This window comes from Kosakonia sp. R1.Fl, assembly GCF_023516815.1.
In the GTDB taxonomy this organism is placed as follows: domain Bacteria; phylum Pseudomonadota; class Gammaproteobacteria; order Enterobacterales; family Enterobacteriaceae; genus Kosakonia.
On sequence record NZ_JAMGSQ010000001.1, the window covers coordinates 2,790,061 to 2,806,778 of the forward strand.

At 53.3% G+C, this 16,718-nt stretch carries 17 protein-coding genes; 10 read left to right on the forward strand and 7 right to left on the reverse strand.

The window, feature by feature from the left end:
- The first annotated feature begins 62 nt into the window (after nt 1-62).
- The 6 genes from M8Q36_RS13070 to pdxK all read left to right on the forward strand — a co-directional run bounded on the left by M8Q36_RS13070 (nt 63) and on the right by pdxK (nt 5,738).
- Complete coding sequence (locus M8Q36_RS13070; protein WP_249881167.1) at nt 63-1,079, forward strand: sulfate ABC transporter substrate-binding protein; 1,017 nt, start codon at nt 63-65, stop codon at nt 1,077-1,079.
- Entirely contained in the window at nt 1,079-1,909 is an 831-nt protein-coding gene (cysT, locus tag M8Q36_RS13075; RefSeq protein ID WP_017458920.1) for a sulfate/thiosulfate ABC transporter permease CysT, read from the forward strand. Before M8Q36_RS13070 ends, cysT begins: the two co-directional genes overlap by 1 nt.
- Nucleotides 1,909-2,784 (forward strand): sulfate/thiosulfate ABC transporter permease CysW, encoded by an 876-nt coding sequence (gene cysW, locus M8Q36_RS13080; protein ID WP_249881168.1) that lies wholly within the window; start codon nt 1,909-1,911, stop codon nt 2,782-2,784. The genes cysT and cysW overlap by 1 nt, the downstream gene beginning before the upstream one ends.
- Nucleotides 2,774-3,868: a sulfate/thiosulfate ABC transporter ATP-binding protein CysA gene (gene cysA / locus M8Q36_RS13085; RefSeq protein ID WP_249881169.1), complete on the forward strand. Its 1,095-nt coding sequence runs from the start codon at nt 2,774-2,776 to the stop codon at nt 3,866-3,868. Before cysW ends, cysA begins: the two co-directional genes overlap by 11 nt.
- Nucleotides 3,869-3,969: 101 nt before the next feature.
- On the forward strand, nt 3,970-4,881 hold the full coding sequence (cysM, locus tag M8Q36_RS13090; RefSeq protein WP_249881170.1) for a cysteine synthase CysM: 912 nt from the start codon (nt 3,970-3,972) through the stop codon (nt 4,879-4,881).
- Nucleotides 4,882-4,898: 17 nt separating this feature from the next.
- Complete coding sequence (gene pdxK, locus M8Q36_RS13095) at nt 4,899-5,738, forward strand: pyridoxine/pyridoxal/pyridoxamine kinase (protein ID WP_249881171.1); 840 nt, start codon at nt 4,899-4,901, stop codon at nt 5,736-5,738.
- A gap of 45 nt (nt 5,739-5,783) precedes the next feature.
- On the opposite strand, the gene crr is transcribed toward pdxK, so the two are convergent.
- The 5 genes from crr to cysZ form a co-directional block, all read right to left on the reverse strand.
- Nucleotides 5,784-6,293 carry a PTS glucose transporter subunit IIA gene (crr, locus tag M8Q36_RS13100; protein ID WP_017458915.1) on the reverse strand — a complete coding sequence of 170 codons (510 nt, stop codon included), beginning with the start codon at nt 6,291-6,293 and terminating at the stop codon, nt 5,784-5,786.
- Between the two features lie 39 nt (nt 6,294-6,332).
- Entirely contained in the window at nt 6,333-8,060 is a 1,728-nt protein-coding gene (gene ptsI, locus M8Q36_RS13105; RefSeq protein WP_249881172.1) for a phosphoenolpyruvate-protein phosphotransferase PtsI, read from the reverse strand.
- 50 nt (nt 8,061-8,110) lie between these two features.
- Entirely contained in the window at nt 8,111-8,368 is a 258-nt protein-coding gene (ptsH, locus tag M8Q36_RS13110) for a phosphocarrier protein Hpr (protein ID WP_007370907.1), read from the reverse strand.
- A gap of 383 nt (nt 8,369-8,751) precedes the next feature.
- Nucleotides 8,752-9,723: a cysteine synthase A gene (cysK, locus tag M8Q36_RS13115; RefSeq protein ID WP_017458913.1), complete on the reverse strand. Its 972-nt coding sequence runs from the start codon at nt 9,721-9,723 to the stop codon at nt 8,752-8,754.
- A gap of 140 nt (nt 9,724-9,863) precedes the next feature.
- The gene (gene cysZ, locus M8Q36_RS13120; protein WP_249881173.1) at nt 9,864-10,625 is read right to left on the reverse strand and encodes a sulfate transporter CysZ; all 762 of its coding nucleotides are present in this window, start codon (nt 10,623-10,625) and stop codon (nt 9,864-9,866) included.
- A 226-nt stretch (nt 10,626-10,851) separates the two neighbouring features.
- On the opposite strand from cysZ, the gene zipA reads away from it, so the two are divergent.
- The 3 genes from zipA (at nt 10,852) to M8Q36_RS13135 (ending at nt 14,143) form a co-directional block, all read left to right on the forward strand.
- Nucleotides 10,852-11,838 carry a cell division protein ZipA gene (zipA, locus tag M8Q36_RS13125; protein ID WP_249881174.1) on the forward strand — a complete coding sequence of 329 codons (987 nt, stop codon included), beginning with the start codon at nt 10,852-10,854 and terminating at the stop codon, nt 11,836-11,838.
- Between the two features lie 70 nt (nt 11,839-11,908).
- Nucleotides 11,909-13,927, forward strand: coding sequence for an NAD-dependent DNA ligase LigA (gene ligA / locus M8Q36_RS13130; protein WP_249881175.1), 2,019 nt, complete (start codon nt 11,909-11,911; stop codon nt 13,925-13,927).
- On the forward strand, nt 13,928-14,143 hold the full coding sequence (locus M8Q36_RS13135; RefSeq protein WP_020454646.1) for a DUF3820 family protein: 216 nt from the start codon (nt 13,928-13,930) through the stop codon (nt 14,141-14,143). It abuts the gene before it with no gap.
- Here M8Q36_RS13135 and M8Q36_RS13140 read toward each other — a convergent pair.
- Nucleotides 14,140-15,129, reverse strand: a complete 990-nt coding sequence (locus M8Q36_RS13140) for a bile acid:sodium symporter family protein (RefSeq protein ID WP_249881176.1) — start codon at nt 15,127-15,129, stop codon at nt 14,140-14,142. The two genes, M8Q36_RS13135 and M8Q36_RS13140, sit on opposite strands and share 4 nt — an antisense overlap.
- An 89-nt stretch (nt 15,130-15,218) precedes the next feature.
- On the opposite strand from M8Q36_RS13140, the gene M8Q36_RS13145 reads away from it, so the two are divergent.
- Nucleotides 15,219-16,148 (forward strand): LysR family transcriptional regulator, encoded by a 930-nt coding sequence (locus M8Q36_RS13145; RefSeq protein WP_249881177.1) that lies wholly within the window; start codon nt 15,219-15,221, stop codon nt 16,146-16,148.
- Here M8Q36_RS13145 and M8Q36_RS13150 read toward each other — a convergent pair.
- Nucleotides 16,139-16,486, reverse strand: a complete 348-nt coding sequence (locus M8Q36_RS13150; RefSeq protein ID WP_020454643.1) for a FlxA-like family protein — start codon at nt 16,484-16,486, stop codon at nt 16,139-16,141. The two genes, M8Q36_RS13145 and M8Q36_RS13150, sit on opposite strands and share 10 nt — an antisense overlap.
- Nucleotides 16,487-16,718: the final 232 nt, after the last annotated feature.

Consider the following 16,718-nt stretch of genomic DNA (forward strand, 5'->3'; position numbering starts at 1 on the left):
GGTTTCACACCCGTTATAAATAAACTGAGTGACGAAATGTCATCAGCTTATAAGGGTGCGCAATGGCCGTTAACTTACTGAAAAAAGGATATCTGACGCTGGCAGCGCTTACGCTGTGGGCCGCGCAGGCACAAGCGACGGAACTGCTTAACAGCTCTTATGATGTATCACGCGAGCTCTTTGCGGCCCTTAACACGCCGTTCGAACAGCAATGGGCGAAAGATAACGGTGGTGACAAGCTGACCATTAAGCAATCTCACGCTGGCTCCTCAAAGCAGGCGCTGGCGATCCTGCAAGGGTTGAAAGCCGACGTTGTGACCTATAACCAGGTCACCGATGTGCAGATCCTGCACGACAAAGGCAACTTGATCCCGGCGGACTGGCAGAGCCGTTTGCCGAATAACAGCTCGCCATTCTACTCAACGATGGCGTTTCTGGTTCGCAAAGGTAACCCGAAGAACATTCACGACTGGAACGATCTGGTGCGCAGCGATGTGAAGCTGATTTTCCCGAACCCGAAAACCTCCGGCAATGCGCGCTATACCTATCTGGCGGCCTGGGGCGCAGTGGATCAAGCGGATGGCGGTGACAAAGCCAAAACTCAGCAGTTTATGACCCAGTTCCTCAAAAACGTTGAAGTGTTCGACACCGGCGGTCGCGGCGCAACAACCACCTTTGTTGAGCGCGGGCTTGGCGATGTGCTGATCTCGTTTGAATCGGAAGTGAATAACATCCGCAAGCAGTATGAAGCGCAGGGTTTTGAGGTTGTCGTACCGAAGGTCAACATCCTGGCTGAATTCCCGGTGGCGTGGGTGGATAAAAACGTGAAGGCCAACGGCACGGAAAAAGCGGCGAAGGCTTATCTCACCTGGCTTTACAGCCCTCAGGCGCAAACCATCATTACCGATTATTACTATCGCGTGAACAACCCGGAAGTAATGGCAAAACTGAGCGATAAATTCCCGCAGACGGCGCTGTTCCGTGTAGAGGACAAGTTTGGTTCCTGGCCTGAAGTGATGAAAACCCATTTCGGCAATGGTGGTGAACTGGACACGTTGCTGGCGGCGGGGCGTAAGTGATGTTTGCAGGATCAAAACGCGTGCTGCCTGGCTTCGGTTTAAGCCTCGGCAGCAGCCTGTTTTTTGTTTGTCTGATACTGCTGTTGCCGCTGAGCGCGCTGGTGATGCAGCTGGCGCAGATGAGCTGGGCGCAATACTGGGAGGTGGTCACTAATCCGCAGGTTGTGGCCGCTTATAAAGTCACGCTGATTGCAGCCTTTGTCGCCTCCGTTTTTAACGGCGTGTTTGGCTTGTTGATGGCGTGGATCCTCACGCGTTACCGTTTTCCGGGCCGTACACTGCTGGATGCGTTAATGGATCTCCCTTTTGCGTTGCCCACGGCCGTGGCGGGTCTGACGCTGGCATCGCTGTTTTCGGTGAATGGTTTTTACGGCGAATGGTTAGCGAAGTTTGATATCAAAGTGACCTATACCTGGCTCGGTATTGCGGTGGCAATGGCGTTTACCAGCATTCCGTTTGTGGTACGCACCATCCAGCCAGTACTGGAAGAGTTAGGGCCGGAATATGAAGAGGCGGCGGAAACCCTGGGCGCGACGCGCTGGCAAAGTTTTCGCAAAGTGGTGCTGCCGGAACTCTCTCCTGCATTGATGGCGGGCGTCGCGTTGTCGTTTACCCGCAGCCTTGGCGAGTTTGGCGCGGTGATCTTTATCGCCGGTAACATCGCCTGGAAGACCGAAGTCACCTCACTGATGATTTTTGTACGCTTGCAGGAGTTTGATTACCCGGCGGCGAGCGCGATTGCCTCGGTGATCCTGGCGGCTTCTTTGCTGTTGCTGTTTTCCATTAACACCCTGCAAAGCCGCTTTGGTCAGCGTGTGGTAGGTCACTAATGGCGGAAATAACTGAATTGAAACGCTATGACAAGCCTCAGGTGAACTGGGGCAAATGGTTTTTGATTGGTACGGGCGTCCTTGTTTCTGCGTTTATTCTCGTCGTGCCGATGGTTTATATCTTCGTGCAGGCATTTAGCAAAGGCCTGGCACCAGTACTGCAAAATCTCGCTGATGCCGACATGCTGCATGCCATCTGGCTGACGGTGCTGATTGCGCTGATCTCGGTGCCGCTGAACCTGATATTCGGCACGTTGCTGGCCTGGCTGGTGACGCGCTTTAACTTCCCCGGCCGCCAGTTACTGTTGACGCTGCTGGATATTCCCTTTGCTGTTTCGCCGGTGGTCGCAGGTCTTATCTATCTGCTGTTTTATGGCTCGAACGGCCCGCTTGGCGGCTGGCTGGATGCGCATAATCTGCAAATTATGTTCGCCTGGCCGGGCATGGTGCTGGTTACCGTGTTTGTGACTTGCCCGTTTGTGGTGCGCGAACTGGTGCCAGTGATGTTAAGCCAGGGGAGCCAGGAGGACGAAGCAGCGATTCTGCTTGGCGCGTCCGGCTGGCAGATGTTCAAGCGCGTAACGTTGCCGAACATCCGCTGGGCACTGCTGTACGGCGTAGTGCTCACTAACGCGCGGGCGATTGGTGAATTTGGCGCGGTGTCGGTGGTGTCCGGCTCTATCCGCGGTGAAACCCTGTCGCTGCCGCTGCAAATTGAATTACTGCAGCAGGATTACAATACCGTCGGTTCGTTTACTGCCGCAGCTCTGCTGACCTTGATGGCTATTTTGACGTTGTTTTTAAAGAGTGCGTTGCAGTGGCGTTTGAATAATCAGGAAAAACGCCAGCAACAGGAGGGAAATCATGAGCATTGAGATTGCCAATATTAAGAAGTCTTTTGGTCGCACCCAGGTGCTGAATGATATCTCTTTGGATATCCCTTCCGGCCAGATGGTGGCGTTGCTGGGCCCGTCCGGTTCCGGTAAAACCACGTTGCTGCGTATTATTGCCGGTCTTGAGCATCAGAGCAGCGGGCGCATTCGTTTTCATGGTACTGATGTCAGCCGTTTGCATGCGCGCGAGCGCCGCGTTGGCTTTGTGTTCCAGCATTATGCGCTGTTTCGTCATATGACGGTGTTCGACAATATCGCTTTCGGCCTGACGGTGCTGCCGCGTCGTGAACGACCAAACGCGGCGGCGATCAAAGCCAAAGTGACGCAACTGCTGGAAATGGTGCAACTGGCACATCTGGCGGAACGTTTCCCGGCGCAGCTTTCTGGCGGCCAGAAACAGCGTGTGGCGCTGGCGCGTGCGCTGGCGGTTGAGCCGCAAATCCTGTTGCTGGATGAACCTTTCGGCGCGCTTGATGCGCAGGTGCGTAAAGAGTTGCGCCGCTGGTTGCGCCAGTTGCATGAAGAGCTGAAATTCACCAGCGTATTCGTAACGCACGATCAGGAAGAGGCGACGGAAGTTGCCGATCGCGTCGTGGTGATGAGCCAGGGCAACATTGAACAGGCGGATGCGCCGGATCAGGTCTGGCGCGAACCCGCAACCCGCTTTGTGCTGGAGTTTATGGGGGAGGTTAACCGCCTGAAAGGCACGGTGAGCGGTGGGCAGTTCCACGTTGGCGCACACCGCTGGCCACTTGGTTATACTCCGGCTTACCAGGGGGATGTCGATCTGTTCCTGCGCCCGTGGGAAGTGGATGTCAGCCGCCGCACCAGCCTCGATTCTCCGCTGCCGGTACAGGTGCTGGAAGCCAGTCCGAAAGGCCATTACACCCAACTGGTTGTGCAGCCGCTGGGCTGGAACCCGGAGCCGTTGACCGTAGTGATGCGTGATGAGCAACCTCCGCAGCGCGGTGAGCGTTTGTTTGTTGGCCTGCAACATGCCCGTTTATATAACGGTAACGAACGCATTGTGGCCCGCGCAGAACTTGCTCTGGCGGATTCTGCCTGATAGCTTAAACAGACGTGGTTTCTGCCGGATAACATACAGGTTTATCCGGCCTACAAGCCCGGTATGCATCTTGCGACCGGGTTTTTTATTGGACAGCGATTGTGAACACATTAGAACAAACCATTGGCAATACGCCGCTGGTCAAATTGCAACGCCTGACGCCGGATAACGGTAGTGAAATCTGGGTCAAACTGGAAGGCAACAATCCGGCGGGATCGGTAAAAGACAGAGCGGCAGTATCGATGATTGTGCAGGCGGAAAAGCGCGGGGAGATTAAACCCGGCGACGTACTTATTGAAGCGACCAGCGGTAATACGGGTATCGCGCTGGCGATGATCGCCGCGCTGAAAGGCTACCGCATGAAATTGCTGATGCCGGACAACATGAGCCAGGAACGGCGCGCCGCGATGCGTGCCTACGGCGCGGAGTTGATTCTGGTCAGCAAAGAGCAGGGAATGGAAGGGGCGCGCGATCTGGCACTGGCGATGTCAGCGCGCGGTGAAGGCAAACTGCTCGATCAGTTTAACAATCCGGATAACCCCTACGCACATTACACTACCACCGGTCCGGAAATCTGGCGTCAGACCAGTGGGCGAATCACGCATTTTGTCTCCAGTATGGGCACTACCGGCACTATTACCGGGGTATCGCGTTTTCTGCGTGAGCAGGATAAAAAAGTAACGATTGTCGGTTTGCAGCCGGAAGAGGGCAGCAGTATTCCTGGTATCCGCCGCTGGCCTGCTGAATATATGCCGGGGATTTTTAACGCGTCTCTGGTTGATGAGGTGCTGGATATCCATCAGCGCGAAGCGGAAAATACCATGCGCGCGCTGGCGGTGCAGGAAGGCGTTTTCTGCGGTGTCAGTTCCGGCGGCGCAGTAGCAGGGGCAATACGGGTGGCGAAAGCGAACCCGGATGCGGTGATCGTCGCCATTATTTGCGATCGCGGCGATCGCTATCTTTCAACTGGCGTATTTGGTGAAGAGAGTTATTCGCAGGGCGCGGGAATTTAACCCGTTAAGGAGAGCTAATGGAGATGATCCTGTTCAGGGATAAGACCCGGGCGCAGCAGGCTGATATTGTTGCCGTACAATCACAAGTTGTCTACGGGAGCGTGGGCAACAGTATAGCGGTACCGAATATTCGCCAGCACCATTTGAATGTACTGGCCGTGCCGACGGTGCTGTTCAGCAACACGCCGCACTATGACACCTTTTACGGCGGCGTCATTCCCGACGAGTGGTTTAGCGGCTATTTAAAAGCGCTGGAAGAGCGTGATGTTTTGCGCAGCGTTAAAGCTGTCACGACCGGTTATATGGGCAGTGCCAGCCAGATAAAACTGCTGGCACAGTGGCTCACTGTGTTGCGGGAAAAACATCCGCAATTGCTAATTCTGGTTGATCCGGTGATCGGCGATACCGATAGCGGCATCTACGTTAAACCAGAAATTCCGCAGGCATATTGTGAACATCTGCTGCCACTGGCGCAGGGTATCACGCCAAATGTGTTCGAGCTGGAAGTGCTGAGTGGTCAGCCATGCCGGGATTTGCAAAGTGCTATTGAGGCAGCAAAAGGCCTGTTATCGGAATCGCTGCATTGGGTGGCGATCACCAGTGCGCCGGTTGAGCAGCAAGGTGAGCACATTCACGTGGTACTGGTTACCGCTGATGCGGTTCATGTGAGTGGTTATCCGCGTGTGGCGACAGATCTCAAAGGCACTGGCGATCTGTTTTGTTCTGAACTGGTGAGCAGCATTGTTCAGGGAAAAGCGCTTGATATGGCGATACAGGCTGCGGGCGATCGGGTCGTAGAAGTGATGGGATATACGCTGGAAAAAGGCTATGACGAGCTGATTTTACCGCCGCAGTAAAGTAAAAATGGCGCCTTTCGGCGCCATTCTTTTATGCATTACGCATTACTTTTTGATGCGGATCACCGGGGTTTCGCCCACGGTTACGCTACCAGAAAGTTTGATAAGCTCTTTGATTTCGTCCATGTTGGAGATAACCACCGGCGTCAGGGTTGACTTGGCTTTCTCTTCCAGCAGCGGCAGATCAAATTCGATTACCGGATCGCCAACTTTTACGCGCTGGCCTTCTTCTGCGATGCGTTTGAAACCTTCACCTTTCAGTTCAACGGTGTCGATACCGAAGTGAACAAACAGTTCAATGCCACTATCGGATTCGATAGAGAAGGCATGGTTGGTTTCAAAGATTTTGCCGATAGTACCATCAACCGGGGCTACCATTTTGTTACCGGTCGGTTTGATAGCAATGCCATCACCAACGATTTTCTCAGCGAATACAACATCCGGTACATCTTCAATGTTGACGATTTCGCCAGAAAGCGGGGCAATAATCTCAATGGTTCCGGTGTCTTTTTTATCATCAGAAACCAAAGATTTCAGTTTATCGAAAAAACCCATGATCTTCTCCTAAGCAGTAATTTGGGCGCATCTCGTGGATTAGCAGATTGTTTTTTCTTCAATGAACTTGTTAACCAGCGTCATTAACTCGTCCGTTGTCGGTTGAGCAAGAGCCTGCTCTGCTAACACCTTCGCATCTTCGAAGTTTGTGTTACGAATAATCTTCTTAATGCGCGGGATAGAAATGGCGCTCATACTGAATTCATCCAGACCCATCCCCAGCAACAGAAGTGTAGCACGTTCGTCGCCAGCAAGCTCACCACACATGCCAGTCCATTTGCCTTCCGCATGAGAAGCATCAATAACTTGCTTGATCAGGGTGAGTACAGACGGTGACATCGGCTGGTAAAGATGTGAAATCATATCATTACCACGGTCAACCGCCAGGGTGTACTGCGTCAAATCATTGGTACCGATACTAAAGAAATCAACTTCTTTCGCCAGATGGCGGGCAATTGTCGCGGCAGCAGGAGTTTCCACCATCACGCCAATTTCAATGCTCTCGTCAAACGCCTTGCCTTCGTTACGCAATTCTTGTTTGTAGATCTCAATCTCTTTCTTCAGTGCGCGCACTTCTTCGACAGAGATGATCATCGGGAACATAATTCGCAGTTTACCGAAAGCGGAAGCGCGCAGAATAGCGCGTACCTGATCGCGCAGGATCTCTTTACGATCCATCGCAATACGTACAGCACGCCAGCCCAGGAACGGGTTCTCTTCTTTCGGAAAATTCATGTAAGGCAGCTCTTTGTCGCCGCCAATGTCCATGGTACGGACGATAACTGCCTGAGAACCGCAGGCTTCTGCCACCGCTTTGTAGGCTTCAAACTGCTCTTCTTCAGTCGGCAGGGCGTCGCGATCCATGAACAGGAATTCGGTACGGTACAGACCAACACCTTCAGCGCCATTGCGCTCAGCGCCCGCGATATCGCGAACGGTACCGATGTTGGCGCACACTTCCACCTGGTGACCATCAAGGGTGATCGCCGGCAGATCTTTCAGTTTCGCCAGTTCGGCTTTTTCTTCAGCAACCTGAGTTTGTGCCGCGCGCAGTGTCTCAATCTCTTCGTCACTCGGGTTAACGTAGACTTTGTTGTTAACCGCATCGAGGATCAGATAATCGCCATTTTTAACCTGAGTGGTGACGCTACCGGTGCCCACGATCGCTGGCAACTCAAGGGAGCGCGCCATGATAGACGTGTGGGAAGTACGACCACCGATGTCAGTGATAAAACCAAGCACTTTTTTCAGGTTCAACTGGGCAGTTTCTGACGGTGTCAGATCGGCCGCAACCAGAATCACTTCTTCCTGAATTGCGCTCAGATCGATAATCGGCATACCCAGAATGTTGCGCAGTAGACGCTTACCGATGTCACGTACGTCAGCAGCACGTTCTTTCAGGTATTCATCATCCAGCTCTTCCAGGGCTGTAGCCTGACCTTCGATAACTTCATGCGCTGCCGCATCGGCAGTCATGTTCTTATCTTTAATCAGGGCTATGATTTCCTGCTCCAGCTCCTCATCTTCCAGCAGCATAATATGCCCTTCGAAGATGGCTTCTTTTTCTTCACCGAAAGTTTCACCCGCTTTCGTTTTGATTGCTTCCAGCTGTGCCGATGCTTTGGCACGACCGCTCAGGAAACGCTCAACTTCCTGGTCAACCTTGTCGGCAGAAATTTTCTTCCGGTCGATGACGATCTCGTCTTCTTTCAGCAGCAGTGCTTTGCCGAAAGCGATACCCGGGGATGCTAAAATGCCTGAAATCATAACCCTACCTTTACTTGTGACTGATCTTGAAAAGAACCCGTAAGTAAAACTTACTCAAGTTCTGCCATCAGTTTAACCAGATGCTCAACCGCTTTTTGCTCGTCTTCGCCTTCAGCGGTCAACGTCACAACAGTACCTTGAGTCAGGCCCAAAGTTTGCAGTTTGAACAGGCTTTTCGCGCTAGCGCTTTTGCCGTTAGAAGTCACAGTGATTTCAGAAGAGAAGCCTTTTGCTTCTTTAACAAACTGAGCAGCAGGGCGGGTATGCAGACCGTTCGGAGCGGTAATGGTAACTTCTTGCTGGAACATTGTATTTCCCCAACTTATAGGTTTAGTGTTGTGGAACTAAAGTCTAGCCTGGCGGCATGACTTTAGCCTGTATTGTTAGCGCCGGCGCAACGGGACAAACTACAGAAGCCTGCCTGGCGCAACCAAACGCTGGCGCTTCTGGCTGCTGACGTTTCGCTCGTCATTAAACATTATGCAGCGAAAGGCAGAATTGAACCAAATCATAAAATCGATTCAGCTTGGTGAAATCTTGCCTTCGATTAATTTCGCGCATCAAAATAAATGTGATGGTTAAATACCAGACCAGGAGGTTTCAGGCAATGCCAGGTAGGACAAAAATTTGATATATGCCACAAAAAAGCACCGCAATCGGTGCTTTTTTGTGCTGATTTAACAATCTGGCATCACTGTTGCAATTCTTTTTCAGTAAACAGATCGGCAAACAACGCGGTGCTCAAATAACGCTCGCCAGAAGAAGGCAAAATGACCACGATATTCTTATTGGTAAAGGTTTCGTCTTCTTGCAATTTCAGCGCTGCCGCGACGGCTGCACCTGAAGAGATACCCGCCAGAATACCTTCCTCTTCCATCAGACGACGCGCGGTGCTGATGGCTTCTTCGTTGGTGATTTTGACAACTTTATCGATCAGTTTCAAATCCAGGTTGCCGGGAATAAAACCCGCGCCGATGCCCTGAATTTTGTGCGGACCAGGCTTCAGCTCTTCGCCTGCCAGTGCCTGGGAAATAACCGGAGAATCCGTTGGCTCTACCGCGACGGTGATCAGGTCAGTTTTGCCTTTGGTATTTTTGATATAACGCGTTACGCCAGTCAGCGTACCGCCAGTGCCCACGCCGGAGATAAATACATCAACCTGGCCATCGGTGTCTTCCCAGATTTCCGGGCCGGTGGTTTTTTCATGGATTTCCGGGTTAGCCGGATTACTGAATTGCTGCAACAGCAGGAATTTCGCCGGATCGCTGGCGACAATTTCTTCTGCTTTCTGGATAGCGCCTTTCATGCCTTTTGCGCCTTCCGTCAGTACCAGGTTCGCGCCTAATGCCTTCAGCAGCTTACGGCGTTCGATACTCATGGTTTCCGGCATGGTCAGCGTCAGTTTGTAGCCGCGCGCAGCGGCGACATAGGCCAGTGCGATCCCGGTGTTACCACTGGTTGGTTCAACCAGTTCTACGCCCGGTTTCAGCACCCCGCGTTTTTCGGCATCCCAAATCATATTGGCACCGATACGGCATTTTACGCTGAAGCTTGGGTTACGTGATTCGACCTTCGCCAGAATGCGGCCGTTACCGATGCGGTTCAGTCGAACCAGCGGCGTATGACCAATCGTCAACGAGTTGTCTTCAAAAATCTTACTCATAGCCCGTCCTTAACTGTATGAAATTTGGGAACCACCTCAGCATACGCACTTACTGTTGTTGGGGAAGTAAGGAAATCGCATATCTATATGCTAGGGTGAAATAATGCTAATCAGTATGGAATAAGAAACGGAATAAATCCTTATCGCCAAACCGCGTGTTTTTCCCGGTAGCAATCGACCCACATCGCCGTTGCGCCACACACCGCTACGGGCATCACGACCAGGTTCAACACCGGAATCATCGTAAACAGGCTGGTGAGCGCACCGAATTGCATATTAATAACCTTGCGTTCGCGCAAGGAAACGCGCATCGCTTTAAACGGCACCTTATGGTTATCAAACGGATAGTCGCAATACTGGATAGCCAGCATCCACGCACTGAACAGGAACCACAGCACCGGGGCGACGGTTTGCCCAATACCGGGAATAAAATAAAGTACCAGCAGCAGCAGGGCGCGGGGCAGATACCAGGCCAGTTTTTGCCATTCGCGCTTCATGATACGCGGTACATCTTTTAGCAGCCCAAAAACGCCGACGTCGGGCGGTGTCGCACCGGTAAGGCGTGCTTCCAGCTGTTCTGCCAGCAAGCCATTAAAGGGAGCGGCAATCCAGTTCGCAAGGGTTGAGAAGAAGTAGCCGAAGACCAACAGAATTGAGACAACGGCAATTGGCCACAGTAAATAGCTCAGCCATTGCAGCCAGTCCGGCACATGGCTCATCAGCGAAGGGATCCAACTATCCAGGCGGGTAAATAGCCACCAGAACGCGCCGCCCATCAGCAAAATATTCACCATTAACGGCAAGATCACAAAGCGACGAATGCCTGGCAGTGTGACCAGTTTCCAGCCCTGGGAAAAGTAAAACATGCCGCTGCGAGCAACAGACGGGGATGATGAAACCATAATCTGGCCATACTCCTTTCATGACGACCGAAAACTGCAGCTTATAATATTCATCAGACGGGGGAAACCCGTTCGGAAATGTTCGAAAAAACAGCAAAAAGCACAATTTCGTTCATCTTTATGCTGCGAAAGACACGCGCGCACTTGCACTTGACGTAATGGGCAAATACTCTTAGTGAGTAAATGTTTGCCGTGGTGGCAAGGTGTTAGAACAACAGAGAATATAATGATGCAGGATTTGCGTCTGATATTAATCATTGTTGGCGCGATCGCCATAATTGCTTTGCTGGTTCATGGGTTTTGGACCAGTCGCAAAGAACGTTCGTCCATGTTCCGGGATCGCCCATTAAAACGTATGAAGTCGAGACGTGACGACGACGAGTTGGATGACGAGGATGTCGAAGAAGACGAAGGCGTAGGTGAAGTGCGTGTTCATAAAGTGAATCACGCGCCGGCAGCCAGTAACGAGCAGGACGCGCCGCGTCAGCACCAATATCAGCCGCCTTATGCGTCGGCACAACCACGCCCGTCGGCACCGCCGGTTCAACCCGCAGAGCCACCGCACCACGCGCAGCAGCCTTATTCCCAGCAGCAGCCGGAGCGCCCAGCGCAAGCACCTGCCTTTGAAACGCAGCCGGTGCGTCACGCGCCGCAACAGCCTGTAGCGCCACAACAGCAAGTGGCACCTCAGCAGCCTGCGCCGCAGTATCAATCGCAACCTGAAATTGCGCAGCCCGCACCTCAGCCGGAACCTGAACCGGTTGTCGAAGCGCCGGTGGAAAAACCGCAGCGCAAAGAAACCGTGATTATCATGAACGTTGCTGCACACCATGGCAGCACGTTGAATGGCGAAGTGCTGCTGAACAGCATTTTGCAGGCCGGGTTTAAATTCGGCGATATGAGCATTTTTCATCGTCATCTTAGCCCGGACGGCAGTGGCCCGGCGCTTTTCAGCCTGGCCAATATGGTCAATCCCGGCACGTTTGATGTCGATACGATGAGCGAGATGGCAACGCCTGGCGTCACCATCTTTATGCAGGTGCCTTCCTATGGCGACGAGTTGCAAAACTTTAAACTGATGCTGCAATCCGCACAGCATATCGCCGATGAAGTTGGTGGTGTGGTGCTGGACGATCAGCGTCGGATGATGACCCCGCAGAAATTACGTGAATACCAGGATCGTATTCGCGAGGTCAAAGACGCCAACGCGTAACGGGACCACGAACATTATTTCCTTCCAGAACCCCCGCCAGTCGGGGGTTTTTTATCATTGATGGTGCGATATGGACTCAATTGAACAACAACTGACAGAACTGCGAACCAGCCTTCGCCATCATGAATATCTGTACCACGTTATGGACGCGCCGGAGATCCCGGACGCCGAGTACGATCGTTTGATGCGTGAACTGCGTGAGCTCGAAGCGCAGCGCCCTGATTTAGTCACGCCGGATTCGCCAACGCAGCGTGTTGGCGCAGCGCCGCTTACCGCTTTTAGCCAGATACGCCATGAAGTGCCGATGTTGTCGCTGGACAACGTGTTTGACGAAGAGAGTTTTCTCGCTTTTAACAAACGTGTGCAGGACAGGCTGAAAAGCACCGACGCGCTTACCTACTGCTGCGAGCTAAAGCTGGATGGCCTGGCGGTGAGTATTCTCTACGAAAACGGTGTGCTGATGCGTGCGGCAACGCGCGGCGATGGCACCACCGGAGAGGATATCACCACTAACGTGCGCACTATCCGCGCCATCCCGCTCAAGCTGCACGGTGACAATATTCCCGCCCGCCTCGAAGTGCGTGGTGAAGTGTTTTTGCCGCAATCGGGTTTTGAAAAAATCAACGAAGATGCGCGTCGTACCGGTGCGAAAGTCTTTGCCAACCCGCGCAATGCAGCCGCAGGTTCATTGCGCCAGCTCGATCCGCGTATCACCGCCAAACGCCCGCTGACCTTCTTCTGCTATGGCATCGGCATTCTCGAAGGCGGCGAGCTGCCGCGCAGCCATCTGGGCCGCTTGCAGCAGTTCAAAGCCTGGGGGCTGCCGGTAAGTGACCGCATCCGCCTTTGCAACACGCCGGAAGAGGTGCTGGCTTTCTATCACCAGGTTGAAGCCGATCGCCCCACGCTCGGTTTTGATATTGACGGCGTGGTGATTAAGGTCGACTCGCTCGATTTACAGGAACAGTTGGGCTTTGTCGCCCGCGCGCCGCGCTGGGCTGTCGCCTTTAAATTCCCGGCGCAGGAGCAGATGACCTTTGTTCGCGATGTGGAATTCCAGGTCGGGCGAACCGGCGCAATTACGCCTGTCGCCAGGCTTGAGCCGGTACACGTTGCCGGGGTGCTGGTCAGCAACGCAACACTGCACAACGCCGATGAAATCGACCGTCTGGGTCTGCGTATTGGCGACAAAGTAGTGATTCGCCGCGCCGGTGATGTGATCCCGCAGGTGGTCAATGTGGTGCTTTCCGAGCGTCCGCAAGAAACCCGTGAAGTGCTTTTTCCGACGCACTGCCCGGTGTGTGGTTCCGATGTTGAACGTGTTGAAGGCGAAGCTGTTGCCCGCTGTACCGGTGGGTTAATCTGCGGTGCGCAGCGTAAAGAGTCGCTGAAGCATTTTGTCTCCCGTCGCGCGATGGATGTGGATGGCATGGGCGACAAGATAATCGACCAACTGGTTGAAAAAGAGTACGTCCACACGCCGGCAGACTTATTCCGCCTGACGGCCGGTAAGCTGACGGGGCTTGATCGTATGGGGCCTAAATCGGCGCAAAATGTGGTCAATGCGCTGGAGAAAGCCAAAGAGACGACCTTTGCCCGTTTCCTCTACGCGCTCGGTATCCGCGAGGTTGGCGAAGCCACGGCCGCCGGTCTGGCGGCTTACTTTGGTACGCTGGAGGCGCTGATGGCCGCAAGCGTTGACGAGCTGCAAAAAGTGCCTGATGTCGGGGTTGTGGTCGCGAAGCATGTGGACAACTTCTTCAATGAAGAGAGCAACCGCGAGGTTATCCGCCAGTTAGTTGAGGATGTTGGCATTCACTGGCCTGCGCCGGTTGTCGTCAAGGCTGAAGAGATCGACAGCCCATTTGCCGGGAAAACCATCGTGCTGACCGGTAGCCTGAGCCAGCTTTCGCGCGATGACGCCAAAGCACGTTTAACCGCCTTAGGGGCAAAAGTGGCGGGCAGCGTGTCGAAGAAAACGGATCTGGTGATTGCCGGGGAAGCCGCAGGCTCTAAGCTTGCGAAAGCGCAAGAACTGGGTATAGAGGTTATCGACGAAGCTGAGATGATGCGCCTGCTGGGAGCGTAAATGGAAAAGGAACAGTTGGTCGAGATTGCAAATACGCTCATGCCGTTTGGTAAATATCAGGGGCGGCGGCTTATCGATCTGCCCGAAGAGTATCTGCTGTGGTTTGCCCGGAAGGATTCGTTTCCCGCCGGGCGGCTGGGCGAGTTGATGCAGATAACGTTACTGATCAAAACGGAAGGGCTGAGCCATCTGGTGCAGCCCCTGAAACGCAATTAGGCTTTCGCCGCGTCCTGCGCCTGCTGTTGCTCCGTTTGACGTTTATAACGGCGCGCCAGCACGGCGCAGACCATCAACTGGATCTGATGGAAGATCATCAGCGGCAGCACCATCATGCCAATCACCGACGTCGGGAACAGGATGTTAGCCATAGGAATACCGTTGGCGAGGCTCTTTTTTGAACCGCAGAAAACAATAGTGATTTCATCGGCTTTGTTGAAGCCACATTTCCGTGCCACCACTACGTTCACTACGATGACAATCGCCAGCAACACCAGGCTCGCCACCACGATAAACAGCAGCGAACCGATGCCCACTTTGTGCCAGATGCCGTTCACCACCGCTTCGCTAAAGGCGGAATAAACTACCAGCAGAATCGACGTCTGGTCGGTTTTTGAAATCCATTTCTTATGCTTTGCCACAAAAGCGCCGGTCCACGGGCGGGAAAGATGCCCCAGCACAAACGGCAGCAGCAGTTGCAGCATGATCTTGCCCACTTGCTCAAGGCTGCCTTCTGCGCCGTGCAGATCCATCAGCAGGCCAACCAGCAGCGGCGACAGGAAGATGCCGAGTAAGCTGGAGGCCGATGCCGAGCAAACCGCCGCCGCGACATTACCGCCCGCCAGCGAGGTAAAGGCTATTGCCGATTGGACGGTCGCAGGCAGAATGCACAAATACAGAAAACCGGTATACAGCTCCTGGCTGACATTCACCGGCGACCACCAGACAAACAGCACGCCGAGCGCCGGGAAAAGCACAAACGTGCTGCACATTACCCAAAGGTGTAAACGCCAGTGGCTACCACCAGCGATGATCGCCTCGCGTGACAGTTTTGCGCCGTGCATAAAAAACAACAGTGCAATCGCGGCGGTGGTCAGCCCTTCGAAAAACGGCACAAAACCGCCGCGCGCCGGGAAGAAAGAGGCCAGCAAAACGGTACATACCAGCGTGAGCGTAAAAGGATCAAGGATACGAAAAAGTTTCATGTGCACTCCTGAAAGTCGATGCCGCTATTGTGCTTTTTCTGTTTTGAGAAATAAAATTGATTTATTGCATCCATTCATGAATTTATAAGATGAATTATTCCTTACGTCAGTTACGTGTCTTCGTCACGGTGGCGCAAGCCAAGAGTTTTAGCCGGGCAGGGGAGATAATCGGCCTCAGCCAGTCTGCGGTAAGCCACAGCGTGAAAGAGCTGGAACTGCAAACCGGTGTCCGCTTACTCGACCGTACCACCCGCGAAGTGGTGCTGACCGAAGCCGGGCATCAACTGGCCGGACGCCTCGAACGACTGTTAGATGAGCTTAGCAGCACGCTACGTGAAGCCGGGCGTGTCGGTCAGCAGCTGACTGGCACGGTGCGCGTGGCGGCGAGCCAGACCATTTCGGCACATCTGATCCCGCAATGCATCGCCAGCAGCAACCAGCGTTATCCGGAAATTGATTTTGTGTTGCACGACAGGCCGCAGCAATGGGTGCTGGAGAGCATTCGCCAGGGCGAGGTGGATTTTGGCATTGTTATCGATCCTGGCCCGGTGAACGATTTTGAGAGCGAAGAGATCCTTGAGGAGCCATTCTTTTTGCTGTGTCGCAGCGATCATCCGTGGGCACAGCTTGCTGAGGTGCCTTGGTCGGCGCTGGATGGTGCGAGATTAGTAGTGCAGGATTACGCGTCTGGTAGCCGACCGCTTATCGATGCGGCGCTGCGCCATTTCGCCGTACGCGCAACAATCGTGCAGGAGATTGGCCACCCGGCAACCCTGTTTCCGATGGTTGAAGCGGGGATCGGTATAAGCATTCTGCCCGCACTCGCCTTGCCGCTGCCGCAGGGAAGCGAGCTGGCGGTAAAACGGCTGGTGCCGGATATGCAGCGCAAAATTATGCTGGTGCGACGAAAAAACAGGTCTCTCTCAGGGGCGGCGCAGGCATTGTGGGAAGTTGTCAGAGAACAGGCCCGGTGTTTAAACCAGGCCCGTGAGGACGATCCGTTATTTACTCAGACGTAAATATCAATCTGATGATCGTCGGAAGGTTTGTTAACACCTTCCGCTTTCGTTTGCGGGTGCTGCTGGGCTTGTTTCTGCTCTGCTTCCTCAGCCTGTTTGCGCTGCAGTTGCGCCAGCTGCGCTTGCAGTTGCTGGATTTCAGTCTGAATCATCTCTTGCTGTTTCTTCTTGTCTTCCGTCGAACCGCTCCCGTTAGCGATTTCTTTCAGCTGCTGCGTCAGCTTGGTGATCTTCTGAGTAATGCGGCTGATTTGCGAAGCGGTATCGTTGCCGGTAGACGATGAACTACCCGCGCTACCCGTTTGAATTGACGCTGTAGTTGTCGAAATTGTGGTCATTGCACACTCCTTTTTGCCATAAAACATGGTTATCGGCCGACATCATCTATTTCTTGAATTGTCTTAATCGAATGGCCGTTCGGCGGGCATCATAGCGGGACATTAAGGATAAATTATGGATAAGCGTTACCGTTTTTACTTATTGAAAATACTGAAATTTTATTCGTTTTCACATTGTGGTCGGGGTGGTTTTTTTAGCTGGCTTAACGTGGATTTAATCGTTTGTATGCTG

Coding starts and splice junctions, on each gene's coding strand:
- M8Q36_RS13070 (WP_249881167.1), top strand. CDS start 63: ATGGCCGTTAACTTACTGAAAAAAGGATATCTGACGCTGGCAGCGCTT.
- crr (WP_017458915.1), bottom strand. CDS start 6,293: ATGGGTTTTTTCGATAAACTGAAATCTTTGGTTTCTGATGATAAAAAA.
- M8Q36_RS13150 (WP_020454643.1), bottom strand. CDS start 16,486: ATGACCACAATTTCGACAACTACAGCGTCAATTCAAACGGGTAGCGCG.
- ptsI (WP_249881172.1), bottom strand. CDS start 8,060: ATGATTTCAGGCATTTTAGCATCCCCGGGTATCGCTTTCGGCAAAGCA.
- cysZ (WP_249881173.1), bottom strand. CDS start 10,625: ATGGTTTCATCATCCCCGTCTGTTGCTCGCAGCGGCATGTTTTACTTT.
- pdxK (WP_249881171.1), top strand. CDS start 4,899: ATGGAGATGATCCTGTTCAGGGATAAGACCCGGGCGCAGCAGGCTGAT.
- zipA (WP_249881174.1), top strand. CDS start 10,852: ATGATGCAGGATTTGCGTCTGATATTAATCATTGTTGGCGCGATCGCC.
- M8Q36_RS13145 (WP_249881177.1), top strand. CDS start 15,219: ATGAATTATTCCTTACGTCAGTTACGTGTCTTCGTCACGGTGGCGCAA.
- cysW (WP_249881168.1), top strand. CDS start 1,909: ATGGCGGAAATAACTGAATTGAAACGCTATGACAAGCCTCAGGTGAAC.
- M8Q36_RS13140 (WP_249881176.1), bottom strand. CDS start 15,129: ATGAAACTTTTTCGTATCCTTGATCCTTTTACGCTCACGCTGGTATGT.
- cysT (WP_017458920.1), top strand. CDS start 1,079: ATGTTTGCAGGATCAAAACGCGTGCTGCCTGGCTTCGGTTTAAGCCTC.
- ptsH (WP_007370907.1), bottom strand. CDS start 8,368: ATGTTCCAGCAAGAAGTTACCATTACCGCTCCGAACGGTCTGCATACC.
- M8Q36_RS13135 (WP_020454646.1), top strand. CDS start 13,928: ATGGAAAAGGAACAGTTGGTCGAGATTGCAAATACGCTCATGCCGTTT.
- ligA (WP_249881175.1), top strand. CDS start 11,909: ATGGACTCAATTGAACAACAACTGACAGAACTGCGAACCAGCCTTCGC.
- cysK (WP_017458913.1), bottom strand. CDS start 9,723: ATGAGTAAGATTTTTGAAGACAACTCGTTGACGATTGGTCATACGCCG.
- cysA (WP_249881169.1), top strand. CDS start 2,774: ATGAGCATTGAGATTGCCAATATTAAGAAGTCTTTTGGTCGCACCCAG.